This is a genomic window from Synechococcus sp. RS9907 (assembly GCF_014279615.1).
Classification (GTDB): domain Bacteria; phylum Cyanobacteriota; class Cyanobacteriia; order PCC-6307; family Cyanobiaceae; genus Parasynechococcus.
In genome coordinates, this window is record NZ_CP047944.1 from 472,352 (window position 1) to 490,366 (window position 18,015).

Genomic DNA, 18,015 nt, shown 5'->3' on the forward strand with positions numbered 1-18,015 from the left:
CCAGCCTCTCAACAGAACTGGCCCTGGGCCAGACGTTCACTCCAATACACGGTGGCGCCTTGAGCCTCCAGCTCCATTCGCCTGTGGCGGGCCTGCGTCAGAGGAACGGTTTCCTCCAAGCGATGGCCGGCTTGCATCCAGCGGATCAGAACCAAAAGCGCCTTGGTGAGTCTCATGAATCTTAAGTCTTTCAAAAGCATCGCTTTCCTCGCCTGGGGCGCTTAAGCGTTGGTTTCGCAATCTGTGGACACACAGCGCAAACTTCCTTTACACTCTTTATCAGGCAGGGCTCTCCTGCCCTTCCTTAAACCGTTCCCTCGGGAACATTTCTTTCCGTTCTCATGACCACCACCCTCCAGCAGCGCTCCGGCGCTTCCAGCTGGCAGGCCTTCTGTGAGTGGGTCACCTCCACCAACAACCGTCTGTATGTCGGTTGGTTCGGTGTGCTGATGATCCCCACACTGCTGGCTGCCACCATCTGCTTCGTCATCGCTTTCGTCGCCGCTCCTCCGGTCGACATCGATGGCATCCGTGAGCCCGTCGCTGGCTCCCTGATCTACGGCAACAACATCATTTCCGGTGCTGTTGTTCCTTCCAGCAACGCCATCGGCCTGCACTTCTACCCCATCTGGGAAGCTGCTTCCCTCGATGAGTGGCTGTACAACGGCGGCCCCTTCCAGCTGGTTGTTTTCCACTTCCTCATCGGCATCTACGCCTACATGGGTCGTGAGTGGGAACTCTCCTACCGCCTGGGCATGCGCCCTTGGATCTGCGTTGCCTACAGCGCACCTGTCGCTGCAGCCTCCGCTGTCTTCCTGGTTTACCCCTTCGGTCAGGGTTCTTTCTCTGACGCAATGCCCCTGGGCATTTCTGGCACCTTCAACTACATGCTGGTGTTCCAGGCCGAGCACAACATCCTGATGCACCCCTTCCACATGTTGGGCGTCGCAGGTGTTTTCGGCGGCAGCCTGTTCTCCGCCATGCACGGCTCCCTGGTGACCTCCTCCTTGGTGCGTGAAACCACCGAGAGCGAGTCCCAGAACTACGGCTACAAGTTTGGCCAAGAGGAAGAGACCTACAACATCGTGGCTGCCCACGGTTACTTCGGTCGCCTGATCTTCCAATACGCCTCCTTCAACAACAGCCGTAGCCTTCACTTCTTCCTGGCTGCCTGGCCTGTTGTCGGCATCTGGTTCACCGCCCTCGGCGTGTCAACCATGGCCTTCAACCTGAACGGCTTCAACTTCAACCAGTCCATCCTTGATGGTCAGGGCCGTGTCCTGAACACCTGGGCTGATGTGCTGAACCGTGCCGGCCTCGGCATGGAAGTGATGCACGAGCGCAACGCTCACAACTTCCCCCTCGACCTGGCTGCTGCTGAGTCCACTCCTGTGGCTCTGCAGGCTCCTGCCATCGGTTGAGGCTGAAGTCTCCAAGAGATTCAGCTTCGGTTGAATCGCAAGCCCTCACCGCAAGGTGGGGGCTTTTTGTTGTGGCTGAAGCTCCTGTCGTTCGGATCTTTCAACAGAGGAGACGGTCAGTTCTGCATCGGCAATCGCCGTGACAGAAGCAGCAGAAGCAACATCAATAGAGAGGAGCCATCTGCGCGTCAGGTGGTGATGGCTAGACAAGGGCACCCCCGTGCTTCCTCTGATGACCTGCGGCGACATCCTTCGGATCATCATTGCCCTGTTCATTCCCCCTCTGGGCGTCTTCACTCAGGTGGGATTGACGCAGCCCTTTTGGATCAACCTGGTGATCTATCTCTTTGCCGTTGGTGGCCTTGGGTTCCCAGTTTTGTTTGGCATGTGGCCAGCCGCTGTGATTCACGCCCTGTTTGTCATCCTGACCCGCAAATAAATCGCGTTTCAGCAATCTGGCTCTGAACAGATTTCAGCTACGGCTGAATCTTCTGCTTGAACCTTTGGTTCATCTTCAAGCGCCTGTGGCGGTGCTTGGCTTGTATCCGCTTCGTTGAAAATTTGCTCGAGGTCAACCTCAAGGTCCACTTTATTGCCTTCCACCACGCTCACGTTGATGCGTTGCACCTGCATTTGCAGTTCAAGGCCAGGAAACTGCCATGAAAGTCTGCTGTTGATTGTGTCTTGTATGTTCTGTACCTGCTTGTAACTCGGCAGCTTGGGGTCGAGTGATCGCACCACCACCAGGAAACTTGGGGCTTGATTTTGTTCCCAGTAGTCAGGCCAGTCGAAGACAATCTTTTCCAGTTCCACGGCGTCGTTGGCGCCAAAGGTCAACGTTTCATTCTTGAGGTAGTAGCGGATCTCAGATTCAATCTGTTTTTGGGCCACCTCCCGATTCAGCCTGTATCGGTATTGCTCATACCTCCCATACAATTTTTGACCCACCAGCACAGCCAAACCCAATGCCAACAGCACGGGTAAGCGTGAGCGGCGGCGGCGCCTGAGTTTGTCGCGGAAGTACGGCTCACGAATCGCCAGCACCGTGATCCCGCCAATCAGAATTCCAAGCAAGTTGGCGGCATAGAGCAGTGCAGGACCCTGGGCGCTGCTGATGTCTGGCCCGGAGAGCATCAATCCCATCACGCACACCGGCGGCACCAAGGCCACGGCAATCGCCGTGCCGGCCATCGAACTCACGGCCCCAGGGTTGACCTTGGCGTAGGTCGCGATGGCACCTGCCGCCAAGGCGATTCCCAGATCAAATGTGTTGGGCTCAAGTCGGGCGACGATCTGTTCCGGCAAGGCCTCGACCACAAGCAAGCCCTGACTGCGTGCGATTAGGCCCAATGCCATCGACAGGATCAAGGTGATCCCTGCTCCGGCGACAAGGGTGATCAGTGATCGTGACAACAGCCTGGCCTGCCCGATCAGGATCGCGAACACCGCCACCCGCAGCGGCAGGATCCACGGCGCCACAACCATGGCCCCAATGATCACCGCATTGTTGTCGGCGACCAAACCCAGGCTGGCGATCAGGCTGGCGCCAACCGTCAGAACGATGAAGGATTCCTTCAGCCGTGCTTCACCGTCGTAACTGCGGTGCAGTTCTTCGAGACGATCTTTGTCTTCGAGAAGCGATTGTTGATCAACAACCACGGCTGGCGTTGGTTCAGCTGCGTCGCCCCACAATTACTGGAGGTGTGCTGGCGTTGCTGCCCGGAAGGGCCGGTACCACCTCCGTTTGCCCATCCCATTTGTCGAGGAAAAGCTTGTAAAGCACCTGATCGTCCAGGCTGCGGTTGAGAGTGTCGTAGCGCAGGGCTTCCTGCTCAGCGATCTTTACTTCGGTCTGGGCGCGGAGCAGTTGCTGCTCTGCGATCTGTTTCTGTTCAATGGCAGCGCGATATTCTTCGGCGATTTGCAGACCTGTGAGGTCGAGACCGCGCACTTCCACGTAATCAAATTTGTCGAGTTCTTCGGCGACCGTGCGCTCTACCAGGGTGGAGATGTCGTTCCATTCGGTGGCAATGGTGACGAGCTCGTACTGGGAGAAGACCGACTTCAAAGCTTTCAGCAATGACGGCTGAATGATTCGGGGGTAGATCTCCCGGTCGTTGCCGGCGATCGTTCTGTAGATCCGTCCGGCTTCGTTGGGACGAACGGCATATTTCACGGTTGCGGTGGCTTCGATCACCTGGAGGTCTTTGGTGAGGGTGGCAAATTCCTCCGGTTTGACCTGGGTGCGCACGTCAAAGGGATACACCGATTGAATGAACGGCACCTTGAGATTGAGGCCCGGGAGTCTCGATCCTCCGCTCACCTTGCCCAAGGTGGTGACCACGGCAACCTTGCCGGCCGGAACGATGAACAGAGCCTGCCCCAACAACAGCAGCGCGCTGAGAACGACGGCAACCACCACGGCGAGGCTATTGGCGGGATCGTTGATCCGTCGTGGGGTTTGCATGATGGTTCGAGATCCTGACTCGATGATGTCGGGTTTGCTCGTAGGCCGTTGGCTTAAGGCCCGGTTCTCCGCCAAACCGACATCATCAGGATCCGAAGGATGCCTAGTTCAACCAAAGCAATTTAAAGGCTCTTGGGTATGAATCGCGCATGCTCATCGAGGTCTCACGGATGAAGGTGATGCACGCCTTGGATCCGTCGAACACTTTCGCTTTGATCATCATCTGCATGGCTTGTTGAAGCGTTTTTCCTTGTCCCAGGCTGGTGTCGATGATCTTCACCGCTTCGACCGGTTCACAAGGACCCAACTCAAGGGCGCCTGCTGAAAAAGGGAGCACGCTCAGAGCAATCGCTAGCAGCAGCAATCCGTTCAGGGCACGCATCTGGTCGAGATCTTGTGTTGCTGCACGGAGCCTATGGCGTGGATCTGAGTCTTGCCTGACAAAGTTGTTGGTTTGATTTCACTGGCCTGGGTCATCAGACTTGAATCAGTCTCTTCAGTTCACTGAGATGAGTCAGATCGGTGAACAAAGTTGTGCAGATGTGGCTTCCTCTTCTGCATGGACATGCTCGTTGGCCATGTGAGCTCTGCAGACAGGGCTGCCTTGTCGTGGGAGAAGGCATAAAAAAACCTCCGTTAAACGGAGGAATAAGCCAAGTAATCCCCATCACCCGTCCTTTCAATAAGTGTAGTGCTTCTCGTCAAGTTTGTGCAGCTGATCCACCAGATGTGGTGGATTGAATTTCACAAAACGCCGTTTGGCGGCAGTTTGTCCACAGGAAGGTGGAAAACTTTGGCAGCCCGTGTTGTCGCCATTTCTTCAAAAGGCCTGCAATCACTGGTTCGTTCGGGTAAGCTGTGGATATCCCCATCACCCGGCCGCCCATATGAGGCGGCTTTTTTGTGCCTGGGCTGCCAGTGTGGTTCCGTATTCCACAAGCCCTATGACGGTGAACCGGGAGCAGGCCAGGGATGCGCTGGCGACACTTCTCGAGGTTTTCGCGGGGCCGAACTACTCGGGCGCATTGCGTGATGGTGATCTCACCACCCGCCTTGAGCGATGCACGGGCTGGGTGAAGGCTGAAGCCTCTGAGGCGGCATCTCTGATCGAATCATGCGTCCCCCATGGCAAGCCGATGCTTGCTCAGGCTCAGCAACGCCTGGCTGTTCTGGAATCGTTGAAGACGTTGCAGGCTGTTGCCGTCAACCATTTCGGCCCCCTCGACGATCCCAGCTAAGGCGCGTCAGTCGCGACGCAGCCAAGGCGAAGCATTGCTGAACCAGTCGCCGAGATCATCTTCTGGATGCTCAGGGTCGTCTGGATGACGTCGCCCCAGGTCGAGATCGGCCATCAAGCCGTCGAGGCCTTGTTGTGTGCCTTCCCGTTGAAAGCGTTGCGCTCTGCTCACCCACGTGCTCACGCTGCGATCGCGTTCGGCAAATTTTTGAAGGTAGACGCGTTCCTGGAGTGACACGAACTCACCCTGCGCCAGGCGGCTGCAGATGTTTTGCAGTTTCAAGCGTGTCGACGTGGTCAGCATGATCGGTTCACCTTTTTCAGGTGATAGGGAGTTCCGACCCTGCCGTCAGTGGCCGAAGGCACCATTTGTTGCGCGGGTGCATGGGCTGGTTTTCATATCCTGACGGGATGGATCATGAGGAAACCCAGAGCCTGACGCCGATTGCATCGGACTCGCCTCGGCTGGAGCGCTGTGGCACCTTGTTGCGTCCGCAGAGTGATCCTGCATTGTTCGGTTCAGCGGATGCAGATCTGTATTTCGCTGCAGATGGTCAACCGCGCTTTTACGTGATGCGGATCCGCCGCCGGCCTCCTGTGCTCAAGTCGATGACGCGGCACCATCGCGTGAGTCAGTGTCTGGGATCTGCCGATGCTCAGCCCTGGTGGCTGGCCATGGCCCCTTCCACGGATTCCGGCTGTCCGCCCCCCGCATCCTCTATCGCTCTGATCAAGTTTCAGGCCGGTGAAGCCTTCAAGCTGCATCCGGGAACGTGGCATGCAGGCCCTTTTGTTCAGGCGCCATCAGCGCTCTTTTTCAACCTTGAATTGAGAACGACCAACGAAGACGACCACAATTCGCTCGCATTGGCGCAGCTTTTGCGGTTGAACTTGATTTAATGGCCTCTGGCTGTAACGGGATGAACAGCGCAACTCGACTTGGATGCCTTATATTTATTTTGTAGCAATTGCTACAAACGTTCACTTCGCTACACAGCGAAGCGCAGTTCGACTCAGGGCATGGAACGGGGCCTGAGCTTTCTACGAGGAACACCATGAATGCTCTTCAGCTTCTGAAGGAGCGTGAGCTGCGCGTGCAGCTCCGCAACAGCTCTAAAAAGGCCGTGGCTCGCGGATCTGAATCCGGCGACTACACCTCTGCACATCTCTCTCCCGTCAAGCTGGCGAAAGAGAAGGTTGCTCCAACTCAGTTGAAATACCGAGGAGTGACCTACGAGGCCATGCGTGCCAATTGGCTTTGATCCCTGTTTCATTCAAGGGATGAAGCCCCACTTCGGTGGGGCTTTTTGTTTGGATGGACTGATCATGCGTGCAAGTCGACAGTGGCCTTTGATGTTGCGACCACCGGGTCAATGTCGTATCTGGATGTAAGGGATCAACTGCCATCGATTGACCCAGAAAATCTTTCGCCGCAGGACGTTCTAACCATTCTCCTGCATCTGTTCCAGCAGCAGCCCGGATTCGTTGACCGTGGCCATGAGGTCAACAATAAAGAGACAGCTTGGGTGAATGGCTTTCTCTTTCGTCTTCAAAATGACGCCTCAGCTGAGCGTCTTTCTATTGAGGAAGTTGGTTCCAGTGTCGACAAAATCTCGGCCTTGCGCTGATTACAACAGCTGATCAAGCGATCCCAACGAGTTTCTGTTGATCCTGCACAGAACGTGCGTGCTCCTCGAGCCTTTGTTCAGTTCGAGTCAGGCGCATGTTTGCGGTTCAAGAGCTAACAGTTGATGGTTGGTCCAATCGTGCCGAACACGCTTCCAAAGACAATGCCTTCTGGCATGCCCGTGCCCGTAGTGATGCTGATGGGCACACGTATCGCCTGATCAGCGAGGAAAAGCACGTTGTCTGCCTGCTCACCAGTCGTGGGTCTGAGTGCTGGGAGCTCGACTGATGCTCACCACATCGGCTCGATCTCGTTGTCGTCTGAGCCCTAAATGGGGCCCTCTAGGATCTCTCCAAATCTTGCTCCTTCCAACGAATCAAGTATTGAGCTGATGTCTATGGTGCGTGGAAGTCGATGCCGCCGCTGTGGAGTTCGGGCCTTGCGCTCCATAGACCCGAGGCCTGCAACGGTGCTCTTGTTGACGGTGGTGGCTCTTCTCATGCTGTTGTTGCTGTTCATGCTCTGAACAGTCGCTTTACCCCTCCAATCGGGCATGATCGGCGGATGACTGACGACACGCAACAAACCCATCCGCTCTACGCCATCGATCGCGACCAAATCGATGCTGTGTTGGGTCATGAGGGCGAACCAAGCCCGCAGCAGTTGACAACCATTGCCGCGTTATTTTCGCGATATGCGGATTTTCCTGGCGCTGAAGACATTCGTGATGATCTGCAGAAATGTCTCACACTATGGGGACTTTCGCGCAACGAGTTGAACCTCAAGACGCGTGGAATCTGGGAGAGTGGTTGGCGGCCAGGGCAGGAAAATGTGGCAGAGGGTGTTGGTTCTGGGGCCGATGTTGAGGATGCAGAAGCTTGAAAATTGCCTGCATGGCCGTTTTTAGGTGTTTAAAGAGGAGTCTGAGATGAGATTGGACTGGTGTTGTCTAATTGCTGGTCATCCAAACAGCGAGGCAACCCCCGATGGAAATACGGCTTAACTCTCTAGTGTGCATTATTTTAAAAATCTGCTTCAAATAAGGAGAAGAAGGGCGCTAAGCATCTGGCTCCAGGAGCCCTAGGGCCATGGGCTCGAGGTGTTTGGTCGTTTTCTCCGGGGGGAGCTGAGAAGGCGCAAGTTGGGTGTCCTTCGTCATGGGCTCTCCGATCACGATGCTTATAGTTTTCTACCTGTTGGGCACACAGTTTTAGCATTAGACGTATTGCCCTGATGGCCTGTTCAATCCTCAGTGAGGAAGGTGTTGATGAGGGTCGGGTGGGAGGTAGTAACAACGCTGAATGGTGGCAATCTCGCGGCCGATGTTTTTTTAAATGAATAGCCCGTTCTCGTTCTGCTTTGCTATTGCAAGAACACGCACGTAGCGCTCCTGCGCCGCTTGCTGTTTTATGTTTATGCCATTGCAGGCAAACTCTATGGTTGGGATGACAAGCATTGCTATATGCTAAATATCTGTCAATATAGTTTAAAAAGTTTAGATTTGATTGCATTTTTCCCGCGACGAACCAATAAAGCAGTGTTTGCTTCAGAGTTTCCGTGTAAGTCTTGAGTGATTGGTCTTAACCATGAGGATGTTCAGCTCAATATTTTTATTCGAAGATTAAATGTATGCCCCAGTTTCTAATCTCGCCTTGAGAAGGCTATATCCTAAAATTTGTCTAAACTATTTTCATGCATCCTCGTTTCAATCGTGATTCAAGCTTAATCAACAATGCATCAATCTATTGAATGAAAGTTGGCATATATGTCGCAAAAAGAGTTTGTTAGCCAGTCACCGAGAGTAATTTTTTGCTGCCAAAAGCACCATTGGATTGATAATCATTTGAGATGGCATCAGGGTCAATGCCTGTGTCTTGTATCGGATAGAGATATACATTGGTATTTTGTTTTAATGCAATCGGTATATCATGCGCCAATAGTAGGATTTTTCATGTTGTTGGTTGATCAATAGTATTTTCTCAAATTACATTCTCGGGAAGAAGTGATTTTGCGATCACATGGATTGAATTCTCTTCACTGCTGTATAAAATTTTCTTTGAATCTCATAAAAAAACCATCAATCGATTCAAGAATCGATTGATGGGGACTATTTGGTTGAAGCTTGAAATTAGCCTTATTCTTGGCTTTATTTCAATAAGTCTCTAAATCTTAGTCCGTGACTCCTAGGACTTGGAAGGTTACTGTACCGAAATCAAATTGATCGACATCGTCAGTAACTTTGAATGTTGCTACAACATCAACTATTTCACCATCATTTAAGTCCTCGTAAGCGGGACCTGTTGTATCGACTTTAATAGAGCCACTTTTATTGACTGTAATTCCCGCTTCTGATGGTGACAATATCGTATCAAAGATCGTAACATCCATGAGCTCAAAACTGTCTGCAGTAAAAGTACCGTCTGGGTAACGTTTAGCTCTAACCAATTCTGAATAGATTTCGCCAAAGTTAAGATCCTTGACTACTGTATTTTCCAGCTGAGGTGGTAGTGGAGAAACAAAATTCTTCGCTAAACCTGGCAAATGGGTACCATCATCTTCCTCATCAACTCCTGCGACCTTGAAAGTAACTGTACCTGTATCAGATAATCCATTGTTGGCAGTGACCTTAAATTTGGTAACCACATCAACTTCATCACCACCATTCAAGTATTGATAAGCATCGACTGAAGTATCGATCTTGATGAAACCAGCGCTATTAACTGTAATGCCAGCTTCAGAAGGAGAGAGGTCATCACCTCCATCAATGGAAACGGTTTTGATTTTAAAGTTGTCTGCACTGAAATATCCCTCAGGGAAATCTTTAGCTTTGACAAGCTCAGAATAAACAACACCGAAATTAAGATCTTTAGCAACAGTATCCTCTAGTTGGGCCTCCAATGGCACAACAAAGTCTTTCGCTCTCGGGGCTATACGTGTGTCGTAATCATGGGAGTACTCAGACTTAACAGCGTTCGAATTACCAGCAAAGTCAGATGCAGCTCCCTTCGCAACTTTAATATCAATGGATCCCTTTGTATCTTCATCTGGGGATACGACAAGTTTGTAATACCCACCAGAACCCGAGAATTTGCCTGCTGTACCACCAGTAATGGAGATATCCTTAGACTTAAATCCTTCGACATCCTCAGAGAAGAGGAATTCGATGGTTACATCGTCGTTAGAATCTGAGTTTGAAATAATATTGAGCTCGGGAGACTTAGTGTCAAAAGCTTGCTTAATAGTTGCTCCCTTGTCATTTTCGTTGCCAGCCAAGTCTGACACTGCTCCGGAATTTACCTTCAGAGTGATATTTCCCTCTTTGTTCTTGTCAGGAGTAACAGTGAGCTTGTATTTGTTTCCAGAGCCTTTAAGCTTATCACTGCTGCCGCCTGAGATCTTAATATCCTTAGAATTAAATCCCTCAATATCTTCAGAGAAGAGGAATTCGAATTTTACATCTTCGCTTGTGATGCCATCTTTATTCTTGGTAATTTCAAGAGTAGGGGATTTAGTATCGTAAGCTTGCTTAATTGTTTGACCTTTGGTGTTTTTATTACCAGCCAAGTCTTCAACCATACCAGCTTTCGTTTTGATAACAATATTTCCTTCCTTATTTTTTTCAGGGGAAACGATCACAGAATAGCTGTCTCCAGAACCCGAGAATTTACCTTTGGTTCCTCCTGAAATCTTAAGATCTTTGGACGTGAATCCATCGACTTTTTCGGAAAAATCGAATTTAAATTTTATATTTCCATTTATAATTTTATCGCCATTTTTAGAGATTTTATATGTTGGAGCTTTTGTATCGAAAGCCTGCTTAAAAGTTTGTTTTTTAGTGTTTTTATTGCCAGCTAAATCGGTAACGATTCCAGCCTTAGTTTTGATAACAATATTGCCCTCGGAGTTTTCGTCAGGAGAGACCATGAGAGTGTAGCTATCACCAGAACCGGAGAATTTATTCTTGCTACCTCCAGAGATTTTCACATCTTTAGATGTAAAACCTTGAACTTCCTCTGAGAAAATAAAATCGAAGGTAACGTTATCATTGGTAACACCTTTAGAATCACTAATAATTTCAAAAGTAGGAGGTTTAATGTCTGCTTCCTTCGTGTCATATTCTTGTTTAGTTGAATATTTCTTGGCACTCTTATTGCCAACCAAATCAGCGAATTTACCCTTATTAATTGAGAGGGAAACAGTGCCTTTAGAGTTGTCATTGGGTGTGACGACATATTGATAATTGGCACCAGAGCCAGTAAAGTCTCCAGCTTTACCTCCCTTAATTTTGATATCTTTCTCTTTGATATCAATGGGCTCAGAAAAATTTAGATCAAAAGTGATATCCCCTTTCGCAATACCATCGATATTATTGCTGATAACAAGAGTAGGATCTTCGTTGTCTAAAGTTAAGATATAAGATTTAGATGTACTAGTTTGCTTTCCTTTTTTGTTGACATGTATTGCCTTGAAGGAATATGTTTCGTTTTCATCTAAAGCAGATTTTGGAGTGAAATCCCACTTTTTCTTTTTAACCTTTGCTTGGCCTAGGAATTCATCACCATTGAATATGTGAAGCTCTTCTTTTTTCTTAAGGCCCTTGGAAAGAGTTCCTGAAAGAGTTGGCTTTAGATCGTCTGAACTTTGGCCACTTTTTAAAATGCCTACAATATCACCAAAATTGTCAAAAATATCAGTGATTTTAGCTTTTGCCATTGTGGGTGACTGCGTTTCTGGGTTATAATACACCTAGTTCGGGGGGCTGGGCTGAATTGTTCTAATATCATCATATTGTTGTGATGCCACCTTGAGGCTTTCTGTTTCGTGCAGTTGGTATTGGTGAAATTAGTAAATTGGGTGTCTGTTTTTGAGAAGATATATTCCAGAATAGCTGCTTCTAGTCGGGTGAATTAGGACCATGCATGAGAGGAAGACTTGTCTTTGATTTCTGTACTTGGTCCTCCGGTCTTAAGCTGTATTTGTAACAGTGCGTCTTTTTTAGTAGCCCTTACTTATTTCCACTGCAATCTATCTATTTATGGCGTTCATACCAAGCGAACATTGTTCATGGAAGATGTGATTGAGGTGAATATTGTTGCCAGTGATCCCGTGATTCCAACGCCTTTTTGAATTTCCGAGGTTGAAACTAGTGTCATCAACTTGTTCAACGCTGCCTGTTGACTGATATCTTCCCAAGATGTTGAACAGAAAGGGGCTCTTGGCTATAATTGTTTATTTCGCTTGTAAGTTCTACTCAGATTGTTTTTTCGAAGACGATCAAGCAACCTGTTTGGAGCTCCTCGATACTGCACTCGCTGTAATCAAGGCGCGCAAAATTAACATATAGACGGACAACCGTACGAACTGAAGGAGTACTTCAGGCTCTTGAACGTAAACATTTTGTGGCCCCGTTCTAAAGCTTGGTCGATACCGAAGTTGCGTGGCCTTCTCTCTGCAGTTTGAATTTAAAGCTGGCTTAAGAGATCACCTACCGGAAATGCCGACGGCCATCTAAAAACGACGTGTGCTGCTGATGCATCCAGCAGGGTCCTGTTCTGCTCAACCACTTGCCGGCTGCAGAATCATTTGATAACTGTATTTAACAACGTAATCGCAATTCAGACAATGGTGAAATCATCAGCACCTAACTCAGGTCCACCTTGTAGTTTGGCAAATAGACCACCATCACCCCACCCTTTTTGTTTGCCATTCTCATTGAAGTAAAGAAGTCCCTTTTTATCGTCATACACAAAATCATTTTTACTCCGTGCTGCTTTTTCGTTTTATTCTTGCTGCTGCAAGACTTGAATTCAATATTATTAGACAACGATCAAAATGATCGTTGTCTAATAATATTGAATCTCTTTCGTAAGAGTCATAGTCTTTAATTAGGTCTGTGTGCTTGTTGCCAAATTTTCCTGAAGGATGGAAGAGGAATCCGTCGGCACCTTTACCGCCTTTGAGTATGTCTTTACCTTTCATCCCTGAGAGTATTTCGCTTTTTGGAGTACCAGTTATTTTATCCTTTTTATTGGTTCCAGTGATTACGCTATAAACATCTTGATTGCCGAGAAAAACTGGTTTATTTAGCGTGAAGCTCTTGATGCTTTTTTGGGTTGAGATATCGTCTATTGAATGAAGAAATAGAATTTCCTTGGCTGGAGCAATGCTTAGATCATTGATGCTAAAGATGTCGCGTTTTGAGCCGGCCTCCTCGTTAAATTCTTCTATCAGAGAGATCGAGGCGATGGGTGCATCATTCTCTTCTACTGCAAATGAGATGTATTCAACAACCGCTGTATTGGCTGCTGTTGGTTCAACTGTCAAATACTCAAGAATTGTGTTGTTGTGTATGTCAGTCACCTCAAGGATGACGTCACGCTTCTGCTCTCGGCCCATGAGATAGAAGCCGAATGCAGTGATCGGATGTAAAATGTATCGCCAGTTGCTGTTGTACCACTAAAGAATACGGAGAGCCCACCTTCGCTTGTCTCGCTTGGCACAATCTCTAGAAACTGCTTATAATCATCGCCGGCTACGGCATCTGAGCCAGAGGTGGTATTGATGCCCCGATCAATATTTGAATTTGCGTTTAATCGCGCGAGATCTGGCTCATCGATGCTAACAACGTGTCCAATATTGTTTAACGAAAAATGTACCCGCGTTGCCGTATTTTCGCCGCTTGCATCTGGATGAATGTATTCAATCGTCCCACCGGCGGAGCCATTGAGATGCTGTCCAATTGAATCCCTTGGAACCAGGGTGGTTCTGGCGTTAGCTCCCGGTGCTGCTGGGCTCGATACGGCGTATGGAGAACTCAATCCAGCAATGTGTTGGTAAGTAGCAGTTGGGTCACTATCATCTACATTGGGCCGGCCATTATCAGGTTCAAAAGTTATTTTAATTCTGCCATCCTCTTTTGGATATTGCTGCAAGAATTTCAGTTCAGCTTTGTAGGACTTGGTGTAATTGTCGCTGAAGTTAATCGAGCTGGCTGCTGTTGATCTGTTGATTTCATCGTGCGCGGTTGATATGCCTGGGTTGTGATTTTCAGCGGCTGAAACTATAAATTCACCCAACATGCTCGTGTGGCTTGTGCAGTAATACAGGAGCTCCTCAATGGCACCCGCTGCTTCGACAAATTCAACTTTGAAGGTTTGATCGCCAGTAATACCTGTTGAAGGGGTTCCGTCACCTGTGATCAGGATTGCATCAGAGGACGTTTGCTTATAACCGATGTCTGAAATAAAGAAGGGATGCGAGGTCTCCTCGTTGAGTCGATAGAAGGTATGACTGTTGTTCGTATTGAAGATAAGTTTGCTGAGTTCTTGGCTGCCGTCTGAGTCGGTATAAAAATGGTAATAAGGAGGCTCGAGGCCAGCAGCAGAGACCCAAAGAGCGATGTTGTCTGCTGGCAAATGTGTCAACAAAGTGTTCAAGTCACAGTTTAATGATTTATCTCTCGAGTCGCAAGTATTTGTAAGTCTTTTGGGTCTGGCTCCTTTTGTCAGTGGAAATGATGCTCTCAGGCCTAGAAATGAATTCGATTAATCAGTCTACATTCTGATCTGTGTGCTCCCTTGGGCAATGATCTGACAGGATGTATTGAGTCTCGACGGCGTACGCCTTTACTGAGATGGCTGCTTTCCAATGCCTGATCTGTGATCGAGTCGGAGGTATGTATAAACATCGACGATAGGGGTGTTCAGCGTTATCGCCTGTCGGTCCGCCTTCATCTTCGTCTGGTTGACCAGCTCAGTTGTTCTTTGCAGTCGATGCTGGTTTCATCCACTTCGTCGTCATTCTTTGCCTAAGCCTTTTTAAGAAACCGGGACCTCTGTAATTTTCAGGCCTCACGCATCTTTCTCGCATGAGCAAGACATGCGGTGTTGGACTCATAGCTCAGGATCATTCCCTAAAGCTTGTTGACTCGCTCGGCGCATTCTCCTGAGGCGGCTCTTCCTGTTGCGCATTAATAAGTGAATGTCGTTAGATAATTCAGGTTTTACGGCAACCCAGTAAACAAGCGACTTGAGCTTCAGGAGGTATTCACCAAGAGGTAAATGGCTCAGGTAGGGGTTGCCGAGATGCATTGGCCGAAGTCCGATGGGGCTCGAAGGTGACCCATTGGGTCGGAAACCTGTATCGTTGCTATTCCTTGTTGTGCCACTGTTGCTCAATGCCGCACGACAAAACGTTTTCAGCGGCAGATGTTACTGGTTCAAATGATGGTAACTGAGGTGTTGGGGCGTCTCTTGTTAACAGTGGCGCCTTCAATTGTGTAGCGGGAATATCCCCCCCCAAAAAAAATGCTGTAGCCAGCGACAGGGCATAGAGCCAGCAAGTGGTCAGTCGCTAGAAGTTCAGGAATGTGGTCTACCGCTAGACGATTGTGACTATTTGTGGATCTATTGAAGTGACTTGCCCGTGGTTTTTAGGAGGGCATCTCGCTAACTTATTGAGAACAAAACACCAATACATATAGCTGATCTTTTTGCGTGTATTGGTCAGCCCAAGGGTATGTGCTGGCTTTCTCTTCCCTCAAGTGAGCGACACTTTGGGTTCGCCATCCACCCACCCCCAAATTGCTTGTTGCTTTAGCCACTAGTCCGAACTAGAAGCCTGTCCTTCCTTGCAGCAGTCACAAATGAGTTAAGACGGCCTAAAAGCAGCTCTTCCATCTTGTGTTATTCCAAGCTGTTGAATGTCTTCGGATGTCAAGTTCCGGAAGGTATGAGGGGCATTGGTGCACGTTGCCGTAATCAATTCTCTCGTCAGGAGTAAGACAATGCGGGTCTCGTGGGTATTTGTCAGTCGTACATGCTATGGGTGTACTGCACTTGAATGATTCCGCCCCACAGACAACAAGGACTGCATCATTTCAAAGAGGAGGCCGTCCCTCCCTGGTGGAAGAGACGGCCTGGTTCGTTCGTTTATGCATTGCAGTCCACCAAATCAGTCCGTGTATTGCCCCTGGGGATCACCATGGCAATGGAACTGAACGTGAAAGGTCGAAGCGTCTGGCTCGAGGCGCCCTGGGGCCATGGGCTCGAGGTGTTGGGTCGTTTTCTCCGAGGGCACCTGAACCGGTGCAAGTGGAGCGTCGATTGGCATGGCGGACCCTTGCGTGCCCACCAAAGGACCAACCCAGGTCATTGTTGAGACTGTTGGAGCAGGGGCCAGAAAGTCAGTCTGCTTCTTCGGTCTGCTGGGGTGGAGTGTCGTCCGTCATGGGCCCCTCCGATCTCGATGCCCATAGTTTTGTGCCTTTCTGGCACAAAGTCATCAGCATTAAGGCGCATTGCCTTGAGGGTCTGAACGATCGATTGTTGGGATGGCGTGCCTTTCAGTTGGTTTCAAGCATCGGGCTGGTTGTCAACGCCCATTGATGCCCGTTCTTCTTCTGTGAGGTATTCCTCGATGAGAGGGGAGTGTTCACCCCGCTGAACTGCGGCGATCTCCCGTTCGATGTTCTGAATGAACAGCTCGTTCCTGTTCCGCTTGGCCACCGCAAGCACTCGTTCGAGGCGCTCGAGTTCCGCCTGTTGCTCGGTATTCATGCCATGGAACGTCAGTGATCCCCCACGCTGGCAGGGTTGGATCAATAACGCCGAACAAGCTGGCCTGACGTGTTGCTGACCCCAATGGGGTTGTGCTCTGAGGCTGAGGTCTCAACCCGCTTATGCAGCCTCTGATTCCTCCTCCTCATACAGAGCCTTGAGCTGATCGAGCTCAACCATCAGGTATTGAATTTCAAGCCAGTCAGTCGAAAGCTCAATGGCGGTTTCCAGGCGGTCAATCTGACGCTTGAGAAGCTCCGGCATTTCGCCATCTCGCTGCATGGCTCCCATGTAACCGCGCATGACGCTGGATGCAAGACGATTGCTGACGACGATTGAGGGAAGCTTGCAGCGTTCCATACCGCGGTGTTTGCCCTCACAGACAAGCTGTTTGGCCTGTGGGCATGTTCGCTGGCTTCAACACCTTCCATGACCTTTTTGATGCACTGGTCGTTCAAGACCGGCTACCACGAAATCGCTGCTAAGAAGTTCCTGGCTACGGGTGCGCCTTTCCCCGAGTGCACGTTATGGAAGCGTTGGCATGCACCTGGTTCTGTTGAACGCTGGATTCTCTTGGAGGCAGACAAAGCCGATGCCTGTTACGAGCACGCCGCGGAGTGGGCCGAGTGCCTCGACTGGGAGGTCACCCCAGTGCTGTCAGATGAGCAAGCTGGCCCCCTCATTGCCAAGGCCTACAGCTGATCGTCTGATGGAAGCAATGCTCCTCAACACTCAGGGGGGCTCCAAAACCCGTTTGAACCATTCCAAGACGTTTTCGTTGAAATGGCTTCGTCGTACACGCCCCCTGATGGATTCGAACCATCGACCGACTGCTTAGAAGGCAGTTGCTCTATCCAGCTGAGCTAAGGGAGCAAGCGAACACATCTTGGCAGGCTGCTTCGAAGCAGGCTGGATTGGGAAGCCTTGCGCCGCCTAAGGTGATGGGCTCTTGATCGGCATCCATGGCCCCGCGTCGTCTCAGCGACAGCGAGAAGCAGGATCTGGTCGGTCGTTACAAGGCCGGCGAGTCAACATCAGCTTTGGCTGAGGCCTTTGGCTGCAGCCCCAACACCGTGAGTCGCACGGTGAAAGCACTGTTGCCAGCTGATGCTTATGCCGCGCTGAAGGCCAGTAGGCAAAAAGGGCTGGCCACCCCTCCTCCGCCAACCGTCACTCAGCCGGAAGAACCAGAGGTTGACTCCCTCAAAGAAGACGACAGCAGCCTGGCCCTGGATGACGCGGATGACTTCGGCGAAGACTCTGAGGAGGAGCTCGCCGAAGACGATGACAACGGCAACGTTGAAACGTTCACAGAGCTTGTTCCCCTGCTTGGGGTGGGAAATCTCAGTGATCGCCCTCTGAATCAAGCCCAACCGTTCAGTGTCGACCTGTTGCCGGACAGCGCCTACCTGCTGGTCGACAAGGTGGTCGAGCTGGATGCGCGCCCCCTCAAGGAGTTCCCCGAGTTGGGCCCCCTCGACGATGCCGAGCAGGAACGTCGAGGGTTGTGCCTTTTTGCCAGCCCCCGCGCGGCCAAGCGCCAGTGCGGACGGAGTCAGCGGGTGATCAAGGTTCCTGATACGGCTGTCTTTCAGCGCACTAGCAGTTACCTGCTGGCCCGGGGCATTACACGACTGGTGTTGGACGGAACCTTGATTGCGCTGGATGCCTGAGCACCGCAGCTGATTGCTCTTGCCTGATTGCTC

At 50.2% G+C, this 18,015-nt stretch carries 21 protein-coding genes and 1 tRNA gene; 9 read left to right on the forward strand and 13 right to left on the reverse strand.

Annotation, left to right across the window (positions count from 1 at the left end; translation table 11 throughout):
• Positions 1-8: 8 nt before the first annotated feature.
• Positions 9-176, reverse strand: coding sequence for a hypothetical protein (locus SynRS9907_RS02585; protein WP_188022510.1), 168 nt, complete (start codon positions 174-176; stop codon positions 9-11).
• A 165-nt stretch (positions 177-341) separates the two neighbouring features.
• Here SynRS9907_RS02585 and psbA point away from each other — a divergent pair, with 165 nt between their 5' ends.
• Complete coding sequence (gene psbA, locus SynRS9907_RS02590) at positions 342-1,421, forward strand: photosystem II q(b) protein (RefSeq protein ID WP_006850357.1); 1,080 nt, start codon at positions 342-344, stop codon at positions 1,419-1,421.
• A 232-nt stretch (positions 1,422-1,653) separates the two neighbouring features.
• Entirely contained in the window at positions 1,654-1,860 is a 207-nt protein-coding gene (locus SynRS9907_RS02595; RefSeq protein WP_188021716.1) for a YqaE/Pmp3 family membrane protein, read from the forward strand.
• 8 nt (positions 1,861-1,868) lie between these two features.
• Here the strand turns inward: SynRS9907_RS02595 and SynRS9907_RS02600 are convergent, their stop codons facing one another.
• From SynRS9907_RS02600 to SynRS9907_RS02610, 3 genes are all read right to left on the reverse strand, one after another.
• The gene (locus SynRS9907_RS02600; RefSeq protein WP_255445963.1) at positions 1,869-2,942 is read right to left on the reverse strand and encodes a DUF389 domain-containing protein; all 1,074 of its coding nucleotides are present in this window, start codon (positions 2,940-2,942) and stop codon (positions 1,869-1,871) included.
• Between the two features lie 151 nt (positions 2,943-3,093).
• A complete protein-coding gene (locus SynRS9907_RS02605) occupies positions 3,094-3,888 on the reverse strand; it encodes a prohibitin family protein (RefSeq protein ID WP_188021717.1) in 795 nt (264 codons plus the stop codon).
• Between the two features lie 103 nt (positions 3,889-3,991).
• Complete coding sequence (locus SynRS9907_RS02610; protein ID WP_188021718.1) at positions 3,992-4,270, reverse strand: hypothetical protein; 279 nt, start codon at positions 4,268-4,270, stop codon at positions 3,992-3,994.
• Positions 4,271-4,808: 538 nt separating this feature from the next.
• Between SynRS9907_RS02610 and SynRS9907_RS02615 the strand changes: the two genes are divergently transcribed.
• The gene (locus SynRS9907_RS02615; protein ID WP_255445964.1) at positions 4,809-5,126 is read left to right on the forward strand and encodes a hypothetical protein; all 318 of its coding nucleotides are present in this window, start codon (positions 4,809-4,811) and stop codon (positions 5,124-5,126) included.
• A 6-nt stretch (positions 5,127-5,132) separates the two neighbouring features.
• Here SynRS9907_RS02615 and SynRS9907_RS02620 read toward each other — a convergent pair whose 3' ends face one another.
• The gene (locus tag SynRS9907_RS02620; RefSeq protein WP_115010336.1) at positions 5,133-5,429 is read right to left on the reverse strand and encodes a hypothetical protein; all 297 of its coding nucleotides are present in this window, start codon (positions 5,427-5,429) and stop codon (positions 5,133-5,135) included.
• 80 nt (positions 5,430-5,509) lie between these two features.
• Here SynRS9907_RS02620 and SynRS9907_RS02625 point away from each other — a divergent pair, with 80 nt between their 5' ends.
• The 4 genes from SynRS9907_RS02625 (at position 5,510) to SynRS9907_RS02640 (ending at position 7,634) form a co-directional block, all read left to right on the forward strand.
• Positions 5,510-6,025 carry a hypothetical protein gene (locus SynRS9907_RS02625; RefSeq protein WP_188021719.1) on the forward strand — a complete coding sequence of 172 codons (516 nt, stop codon included), beginning with the start codon at positions 5,510-5,512 and terminating at the stop codon, positions 6,023-6,025.
• Between the two features lie 155 nt (positions 6,026-6,180).
• Positions 6,181-6,387: a hypothetical protein gene (locus SynRS9907_RS02630; RefSeq protein WP_114988190.1), complete on the forward strand. Its 207-nt coding sequence runs from the start codon at positions 6,181-6,183 to the stop codon at positions 6,385-6,387.
• Between the two features lie 81 nt (positions 6,388-6,468).
• Positions 6,469-6,753 (forward strand): hypothetical protein, encoded by a 285-nt coding sequence (locus SynRS9907_RS02635; protein ID WP_115010338.1) that lies wholly within the window; start codon positions 6,469-6,471, stop codon positions 6,751-6,753.
• A 563-nt stretch (positions 6,754-7,316) separates the two neighbouring features.
• Positions 7,317-7,634, forward strand: coding sequence for a DUF3288 family protein (locus tag SynRS9907_RS02640; RefSeq protein WP_188021720.1), 318 nt, complete (start codon positions 7,317-7,319; stop codon positions 7,632-7,634).
• Positions 7,635-8,921: 1,287 nt separating this feature from the next.
• On the opposite strand, the gene SynRS9907_RS02645 is transcribed toward SynRS9907_RS02640, so the two are convergent.
• The 7 genes from SynRS9907_RS02645 to SynRS9907_RS02670 all read right to left on the reverse strand — a co-directional run bounded on the left by SynRS9907_RS02645 (position 8,922) and on the right by SynRS9907_RS02670 (position 16,669).
• Positions 8,922-11,498 carry an Ig-like domain-containing protein gene (locus SynRS9907_RS02645; RefSeq protein ID WP_188021721.1) on the reverse strand — a complete coding sequence of 859 codons (2,577 nt, stop codon included), beginning with the start codon at positions 11,496-11,498 and terminating at the stop codon, positions 8,922-8,924.
• An 869-nt stretch (positions 11,499-12,367) separates the two neighbouring features.
• Complete coding sequence (locus SynRS9907_RS13975) at positions 12,368-12,499, reverse strand: hypothetical protein (protein ID WP_255445966.1); 132 nt, start codon at positions 12,497-12,499, stop codon at positions 12,368-12,370.
• Positions 12,500-12,509: 10 nt separating this feature from the next.
• Positions 12,510-13,148, reverse strand: coding sequence for a calcium-binding protein (locus SynRS9907_RS02650; RefSeq protein WP_188021722.1), 639 nt, complete (start codon positions 13,146-13,148; stop codon positions 12,510-12,512).
• Positions 13,109-14,188 (reverse strand): hypothetical protein, encoded by a 1,080-nt coding sequence (locus SynRS9907_RS02655; RefSeq protein ID WP_223157669.1) that lies wholly within the window; start codon positions 14,186-14,188, stop codon positions 13,109-13,111. The genes SynRS9907_RS02650 and SynRS9907_RS02655 overlap by 40 nt, the downstream gene beginning before the upstream one ends.
• Positions 14,189-14,644: 456 nt before the next feature.
• Positions 14,645-14,842: a hypothetical protein gene (locus SynRS9907_RS02660; RefSeq protein WP_188021724.1), complete on the reverse strand. Its 198-nt coding sequence runs from the start codon at positions 14,840-14,842 to the stop codon at positions 14,645-14,647.
• 1,263 nt (positions 14,843-16,105) lie between these two features.
• The gene (locus SynRS9907_RS02665; RefSeq protein WP_188021725.1) at positions 16,106-16,309 is read right to left on the reverse strand and encodes a hypothetical protein; all 204 of its coding nucleotides are present in this window, start codon (positions 16,307-16,309) and stop codon (positions 16,106-16,108) included.
• Positions 16,310-16,429: 120 nt separating this feature from the next.
• Positions 16,430-16,669 carry a hypothetical protein gene (locus SynRS9907_RS02670; RefSeq protein ID WP_255445967.1) on the reverse strand — a complete coding sequence of 80 codons (240 nt, stop codon included), beginning with the start codon at positions 16,667-16,669 and terminating at the stop codon, positions 16,430-16,432.
• Positions 16,670-16,738: 69 nt separating this feature from the next.
• On the opposite strand from SynRS9907_RS02670, the gene SynRS9907_RS02675 reads away from it, so the two are divergent.
• Complete coding sequence (locus SynRS9907_RS02675; protein ID WP_188022323.1) at positions 16,739-17,011, forward strand: DUF3303 domain-containing protein; 273 nt, start codon at positions 16,739-16,741, stop codon at positions 17,009-17,011.
• A gap of 97 nt (positions 17,012-17,108) precedes the next feature.
• On the opposite strand, the gene SynRS9907_RS02680 is transcribed toward SynRS9907_RS02675, so the two are convergent.
• Positions 17,109-17,182: transfer RNA gene (locus tag SynRS9907_RS02680), tRNA-Arg, on the reverse strand.
• Positions 17,183-17,271: 89 nt separating this feature from the next.
• Between SynRS9907_RS02680 and SynRS9907_RS02685 the strand changes: the two genes are divergently transcribed.
• Positions 17,272-17,982: a helix-turn-helix domain-containing protein gene (locus SynRS9907_RS02685; RefSeq protein WP_188021726.1), complete on the forward strand. Its 711-nt coding sequence runs from the start codon at positions 17,272-17,274 to the stop codon at positions 17,980-17,982.
• The last annotated feature ends 33 nt before the right edge of the window (positions 17,983-18,015 follow it).